General features: G+C 32.4%; 8 protein-coding genes and 1 pseudogene. 5 read left to right on the top strand and 4 right to left on the bottom strand.

Annotation, left to right across the window (positions count from 1 at the left end; all coding sequences use genetic code 11):
* Positions 1-275 (top strand): annotated as a pseudogene (locus tag J6V67_RS00470) (acetyl-CoA carboxylase carboxyl transferase subunit alpha); the annotation flags it as partial.
* 124 nt (positions 276-399) lie between these two features.
* Here J6V67_RS00470 and J6V67_RS00465 read toward each other — a convergent pair.
* The gene (locus tag J6V67_RS00465; RefSeq protein ID WP_291857177.1) at positions 400-681 is read right to left on the bottom strand and encodes a hypothetical protein; all 282 of its coding nucleotides are present in this window, start codon (positions 679-681) and stop codon (positions 400-402) included.
* Positions 682-776: 95 nt separating this feature from the next.
* On the opposite strand from J6V67_RS00465, the gene J6V67_RS00460 reads away from it, so the two are divergent.
* Positions 777-1265 carry a hypothetical protein gene (locus tag J6V67_RS00460; protein WP_291857176.1) on the top strand — a complete coding sequence of 163 codons (489 nt, stop codon included), beginning with the start codon at positions 777-779 and terminating at the stop codon, positions 1263-1265.
* 148 nt (positions 1266-1413) lie between these two features.
* On the opposite strand, the gene J6V67_RS00455 is transcribed toward J6V67_RS00460, so the two are convergent.
* The 3 genes from J6V67_RS00455 to prfB are packed head-to-tail and all read right to left on the bottom strand — an operon-like array spanning position 1414 to position 3273.
* Positions 1414-1839 (bottom strand): hypothetical protein, encoded by a 426-nt coding sequence (locus tag J6V67_RS00455; protein ID WP_291857174.1) that lies wholly within the window; start codon positions 1837-1839, stop codon positions 1414-1416.
* Positions 1836-2162: a type II secretion system protein gene (locus tag J6V67_RS00450; protein WP_291857172.1), complete on the bottom strand. Its 327-nt coding sequence runs from the start codon at positions 2160-2162 to the stop codon at positions 1836-1838. The genes J6V67_RS00455 and J6V67_RS00450 overlap by 4 nt, the downstream gene beginning before the upstream one ends.
* Before the next feature lie 10 nt (positions 2163-2172).
* On the bottom strand, positions 2173-3273 hold the full coding sequence (gene prfB, locus J6V67_RS00445; RefSeq protein ID WP_291857170.1) for a peptide chain release factor 2: 1101 nt from the start codon (positions 3271-3273) through the stop codon (positions 2173-2175).
* A 125-nt stretch (positions 3274-3398) separates the two neighbouring features.
* Here prfB and panC point away from each other — a divergent pair, with 125 nt between their 5' ends.
* The 3 genes from panC to tilS form a co-directional block, all read left to right on the top strand.
* Positions 3399-4220 carry a pantoate--beta-alanine ligase gene (gene panC / locus J6V67_RS00440; protein WP_291857168.1) on the top strand — a complete coding sequence of 274 codons (822 nt, stop codon included), beginning with the start codon at positions 3399-3401 and terminating at the stop codon, positions 4218-4220.
* Position 4221: 1 nt separating this feature from the next.
* Positions 4222-5529, top strand: coding sequence for a 30S ribosomal protein S12 methylthiotransferase RimO (rimO, locus tag J6V67_RS00435; protein ID WP_291857166.1), 1308 nt, complete (start codon positions 4222-4224; stop codon positions 5527-5529).
* A partial coding sequence (gene tilS / locus J6V67_RS00430; RefSeq protein WP_291857164.1) for a tRNA lysidine(34) synthetase TilS occupies positions 5520-6331 on the top strand: 812 nt, incomplete at its 3' end. The genes rimO and tilS, both read left to right, overlap by 10 nt.

Here is a 6331-nt window from a genome sequence, read left to right as displayed (position 1 = left end):
CAGAAGGTTGTGCAGCAATTTTATGGAATGATCCTAGTAAAAGCGAAGCTGCTACAAAAGCTATGAAAATAACGGCTGATGACCTAAAAGAGCTAAATTTAATCGATGATGTTATCGATGAACCAGTTATGGGAGCGCATAGAGATAGAGATGGTGCTATAGCTGCTGTTGGCGAGTATATCAGAACTCAGCTAGAAGAGCTTGAGAGTCTATCAATTGACGAAGTAGTAAGTGCTAGAATGGAAAAAATACTCTCTGTTGGAGCTTATGAATAATTAATTATTCAGCCAGGTTTTAGCATAACTTGGCTGAATTTTAATCTATTTTACTCATTTAATTCTATAAATTAGCTTATCAATAGGCCTAAAATATCTTTAATTCTTTTAATCCAAATTTAACTTAATTAGATAATTGCTCTGTTTTGCTCATATCAATTATATCTTGGACACCATCTAAAAGTTCTATTAATGGCACATTTAAAATCGTAGATATTTGAAGTAGATGAGCAATATTAAAATGGGCTCCTTTTAGACTAATCTCAGCAAAACTTACTACACTTACAGATTTATATCCCATCTCTAAAGATAAAGCTAACTGCGAAACCTTGCGCTCTTTTCTAACTTTTGCTACATTTTGCCCAATTATTTTATAAGCTTCTAAAATTTGTTCTTCATTAAGCATAAAAATACCTTATTATAATAAGTTATTTTTAATAATACTATATATAATCTCTATTCAACTTATTATAATAAGGTAAATTAGTAAAAAGGATTACTATGGTAGGCATAGCTAAATTAGGTTTTAAAACTTTGGTTGCTACTGCACTTTTAAGCTCGGTAGCTCAAGCTAATTTTTTAGATAATACTTATATAGGTGTTGAAGGAGCGATTTTATCAACTAATATTGATGCATCAGATGGCTGGAGAGCTGATGATCCATCAGATGTAATTGGCGAATTAAGCCTTAAATTTGGTAAAGATTTTGACATCTACAGAGTTTGGACTGGATATAGTTATAAAATGGAGTCTAGCGATAAATCTGGCGTAAATGATTCAAACTATAGCAATAATGAAATAAAATTCCAATCACATAACATCATCTTAGGAGCAGGATACACTCCATCGATTAATGATAATTTTAAAGCTTTAATTGGAGCTTACGTTGGTGTAGCTATAACAAAAGGAGAAAGTATCGATACAGCCATTAACGGCTCAACAGAAAAAGTAGGTAATATTAAAACTTGGTGGTATTTATGCAATAAATGATAACGACGAAATTGAATTTAGTTTAAAAAGCAATTATACATCTACTGGTATAGAAGGTTATAAAAATAGAATGGATTATGGTGCTTATTTAGGTTATAACTATAAATTTTAATTAAATAGCCAAAGAGATTTTTTCTTTGGCTAAAGATTATCTATTTTGATTTTGCACTCTTAAATTTCTAGCTAAATCACAAGAGTTGTTATCTCCATTATTGCAAGCAATTTGGTAGATCGATATAGCAGTATCTGCATCTTTTGGCACTCCATCGCCATGAGCAAACATATCAGCTAGCTGTTTACATGCTGGAATATACTGAAAACCATAGCAAACCATATCATAAGCAATCGCCGCACTTTTAAAATCTCCACTCTTATAAATCTCATCAACCAGCCCTTTGCATTTTGCTGCATCATTTTGCTGTGAGCACTGAGCATAAAAACTCTCTATTTTAATCTTAATCTCTTGCTTACTTGCTGGAGCGGGGGCTGGTTTTATAGTAATTGGAGATGGGGTTTTTGGTAAACAGCCAGCTAGCGCAAATCCAACCAAAATCGATAATACAACCCTTCTCACCCCTCTCTCCTTAGTATATAATAAGTTTGTTTACCAGCTAATTTTTCTATTACGATTTTATACTTATTAGCCCATGATTGCACAATCTCATTAAATTCATCAATAATCTCTGGAATAGTACTTTCGCATTTGATTTTAAATTTATCCTCACTATTAGATAGAGCGACAAATCCATCACTATGCTTGATTTTTTCATGTAAATTTATAATATGTTCAATCTCTTTTTCATCAAAATCAGATGCTGACAAAACTCTTTTTACCTGCTCTAAAAGCGCATCATTTATATTATATCCAAGTCCAGTTAGCACTAGTTCTAAACTCATTATCTTTTCCTTAATTGTTTGATTTTTGGCTAATTAATACAGCTTCTATTATCTTTTTAATATCACCATCTAAAACTGCATCTGCTTGTGAATAGGCAATATTGCTTCTATTATCTTTTACTTGTTTATATGGAAATAAAACATATGAGCGAATTTGATGTCCCCAGCCCATTTCACTTTTTTCTACTGATTGACTAGCTGCTCTTTGCTTTTCTAGTTCTAGCTCATATAATCTTGATTTTAGCATTTTTAGAGCTGTAGCTTTGTTTTTATGCTGACTTCTATCATTTTGACATTGAACTACAATTCTAGTTGGATGGTGGGTTATGCGTACGGCTGATTCAGTTTTATTAACGTGTTGACCGCCTGCTCCACTAGCTCTGTAGTAGTCATATCTTATATCTTTTTCATCGATATCAATCTCGATATCATCATCAATCTCAGGACTTACCATTACGCTTGAAAAGCTTGTATGACGCCTACCAGCACTATCAAATGGGCTAGTTCTTACTAGGCGATGAATTCCATTTTCAGCCTTTAAATAACCATAAGCATTTTCACCTTTTACGATAAAACTTACATCTTTTAATCCAGCCTCATCTCCTTCTTGAAAGTCTAAAGTCTCAACCTTAAACCCTTCTCTTTCGCAAAATCTTAAATACATCCTATATAGCATACTAGCCCAGTCATTACTCTCAGTTCCACCAGCGCCTGGATGAATGCTTACAATAGCATTTTTGCTATCATCTTCACTACTTAGCATCATAGCAACTTCTAAATTTGTGATAGTCTCTTCTAAATGCACAGAATCATCAAATAACGAATTTATAGTATCTAAATCATTTTCTGAATTTGCTAAATCAAATAACTCCATAGAATCATTTAATAGGTTTTTAGCATTTTGGAATTTATTTAGCATAGAACTTATTTTAGTCTTTTCCTTGCCTATTTGCCCAGCCATTGCAACATCACTCCAAAAGCTAGGGTCTTGTTCTATGGCTTCAATCTCTTTAAGTCTAGATTGTATCGATGTAGGATTTATAACCTTAGCAATATTGTCAACCTTGATCTTTAAACTCTTTAAAAGTTCGTTATATTCGTAATTATCCAAAGTTTTACCTTTTAAATTTTTAATGAAATTTTATCTAAAATATGGTTAAAATTTAATTATTTAAAGGAAAAAAATTTGAAAATTTATGCTAAAATTATAGATTAAAAATTTTAAAAGAGAGTCTAATGCAGATATTAAAAACAATACAAGAAGTGCGACAATTCCGTGCTACTTGCAGTGGAAGTGTAGGCTTTGTTCCGACAATGGGAGCTTTGCATGCTGGCCATGCGCAATTAATAAAAAGCTCCGTATCACAAAATGATTGCACTATAGTAAGCATTTTTGTAAATCCAACACAGTTTTTAGCCGGTGAGGATTTAAATAGATATCCTAGAACACCTGAGGCTGATATAAAAATATGTGAATTATGCAATGTAGATGCGATATTTATGCCTGATGTTGATGAAATTTATAGCCAAATAGAGCCAAAAATCTTAGCGCCAAAAGAGCTATCTAGTACTCTTGAAGGCGCTACAAGGCCTGGGCATTTTGATGGTGTTTGTACAATATTGACTAAATTTTTTAATATCATAAATCCTACAAATGCATATTTTGGTAAAAAAGATACCCAACAGCTTTTAATAGTTCAACATATGGTAAAATCGCTATTTATGCCAATTAATATAATTCCTGTTGATATAGTTCGCTCTAGCGATGGTTTAGCGCTTTCAAGTCGCAACTCATATCTAAATGATGACGAACTAGCCCAAGCACTAAAGCTCTCAAGATCTTTGATGAAAGCTAGCAATCTAATTAAAGCCAATGAGCTAAACACTCTTGAGATAAAAAATGCAATGAGTAGCTGTCTAGAACCTTTAAAGGTTGATTATATCGAAATTGTGGATAAAAATTTAAAACCAGTTGATAGTATTGAACTTGGTAATACTATCATTTTAATTGCTGCGTATGTAGGCAATACACGCTTAATTGATAATTTGTGGGTGTAATATGGCAAATTTATATTTGGTTTCACTTGGATGTAATAAAAATCTAGTTGATAGTGAGATTATGCTTGGAAGGCTAAGCGCATATGATTTAGTAGATGATCCTAGCTTAGCTGATGTAATGATAGTAAATACCTGTGGTTTTATAGAAGATGCTAAAAGCGAAAGTATAAGCACAATTTTAGAACTAGCAAGCTATAAAAAACCAAATTCAGTCTTAGTAGTTACTGGCTGCTTAATGCAAAGATATAAAGATGAGCTTATGCGTGAGCTACCAGAAGTAGATATATTTACAGGAGTTGGAGATTATGCTAAAATAGATGAGATAATTCTTAAAAAACAAAATCTATTTAGCCCAGAAACCTATTTGCAAGCAGCTAATACCAAAAGAGTAATTACTGGTTCAAGCTATCACGCATATATCAAAATCTCTGAAGGCTGTAATCAAAAATGTAGCTTTTGTGCAATTCCTAGCTTTAAAGGAAAGCTAAAAAGTAGAGATATTTCAAGTATCGTTGATGAGGTTAAAGAGCTAGTTAGTAGAGGATATAGCGATTTTAGCTTTATCGCACAAGATAGCAGCTCATTTTTGCGTGATCATGGAGAAAATGAAGGGCTTATTGCTCTTATAGATGAGATTGAAAAGATCAAAGGAATAAATGCAGCTAGAATATTATATCTATATCCAACCACTACAAATGCTAAACTAATCCAAAAAATTATTGACTCTAAAGTATTTGTAAATTACTTTGATATGCCTATACAGCATATCAATGATGAAATGTTAAAGATAATGCGTCGTGGTGCTAATAAAGATAAGATAATTGAGCTTTTAACAATGATGAGAGAAGCACCTAATAGCTTTTTACGTACCGGGATAATAATAGGCCATCCAGGAGAAAAAGATAGCTATTTTGATGAGCTTTGTGAGTTTTTGAGCAAATTTAAATTTGATAGAATAAGTGCATTTGCCTACTCTAAAGAAGAAGATACCCTAGCTTATGAAATGGAACAAGTAGAACCAAAGATTATCACTCAAAGATTAAATAAGATTGAAAAGATTATAAAATCTAGCATTGATGAGAGCTTTAAAAGCTTAGTTGGAAATACTATCAAAGTACAAATCAATGGCGCAAGTAGTGAAGGTGATATGTTTTATGGCGCCAAAGCTATAATTTGGGATAGAGATATCGATGGTGAGATTCTTATCAATGATAGCGAGATTGAAAATCCAAAAGTAGGACAAATTTATGATTGTCAGATCACTGAATTTGTTAAAGATAAGCTAATTGGACAGATTGTTTGCAGTTAAATTTAAAACCATTAAAAGACAAAAAGGCGCTGCTAGCTTTTTCACACGGAGTAGATAGTACAGCTCTTTTTTATCTTTTAGTTAAAGCCGGGGTAAGCTTTGATTGTGCAATGGTAAATTATCAAACTCGCCCTAGCAGCAATACTGAAGAACAAAGTGCTATAAAACTTTGCAAACAATTTAATAAAAAAATATTTATCCATAAAGCTAATTTAAATTTAACCAGCTCCAATTTTGAGATGACAGCTCGTACAATTAGATATGAGTTTTTTGACTCTATAATATGTGAGTTTGGTTATGAAATTTTGATTTTAGCACATCAGCTAAATGATGCAACTGAATGGCTGTTAATGCAGCTAGCTAAAGGTAGTGGCGCTGTGGGACTAGCTGGAATGAGCGAATTTAGTACAAGGCACCTAAAGTCTCAAAATAGAGAAATAGGAGTATTTCGTCCGCTTTTAAGTGTTAGCCGTAGTGAAATTTTAGAATTTCTACACTCTCAAAATATAAAATATTTCATAGACAACTCTAATCAAAATCTAAAATTTACCCGTAATAAAATTAGGGCTGAATTTAGTGATTCTTTTGTAGAGCAATTTAGAAATGGAATTAAAAAAAGCTTAGAGCTTTTAAGAGATGATGCAAAGCTACTTTTAGGTGAATTTGAATATAATGATGGAGAGCTTTTTATAGTGGCTAAATCACAAAATTCAATCTATCTAATAGATCAAGCCTGCAAAAGGTTAGGCGTACTAATGAGCCAAAAGACTCGTCAAATTTGCACTCAAAATGATTGCGTAAT

Source organism: Campylobacter sp. (assembly GCF_017646085.1).
Classification (GTDB): domain Bacteria; phylum Campylobacterota; class Campylobacteria; order Campylobacterales; family Campylobacteraceae; genus Campylobacter.
The sequence above is the reverse complement of the archived record's forward strand: the minus strand, read 5'-3'. Positions and strand labels throughout refer to the sequence as shown.

Coding starts and splice junctions, on each gene's coding strand:
- J6V67_RS00460 (WP_291857176.1), top strand. CDS start 777: ATGGTAGGCATAGCTAAATTAGGTTTTAAAACTTTGGTTGCTACTGCA.
- J6V67_RS00465 (WP_291857177.1), bottom strand. CDS start 681: ATGCTTAATGAAGAACAAATTTTAGAAGCTTATAAAATAATTGGGCAA.
- rimO (WP_291857166.1), top strand. CDS start 4,222: ATGGCAAATTTATATTTGGTTTCACTTGGATGTAATAAAAATCTAGTT.
- panC (WP_291857168.1), top strand. CDS start 3,399: ATGCAGATATTAAAAACAATACAAGAAGTGCGACAATTCCGTGCTACT.
- J6V67_RS00450 (WP_291857172.1), bottom strand. CDS start 2,162: ATGAGTTTAGAACTAGTGCTAACTGGACTTGGATATAATATAAATGAT.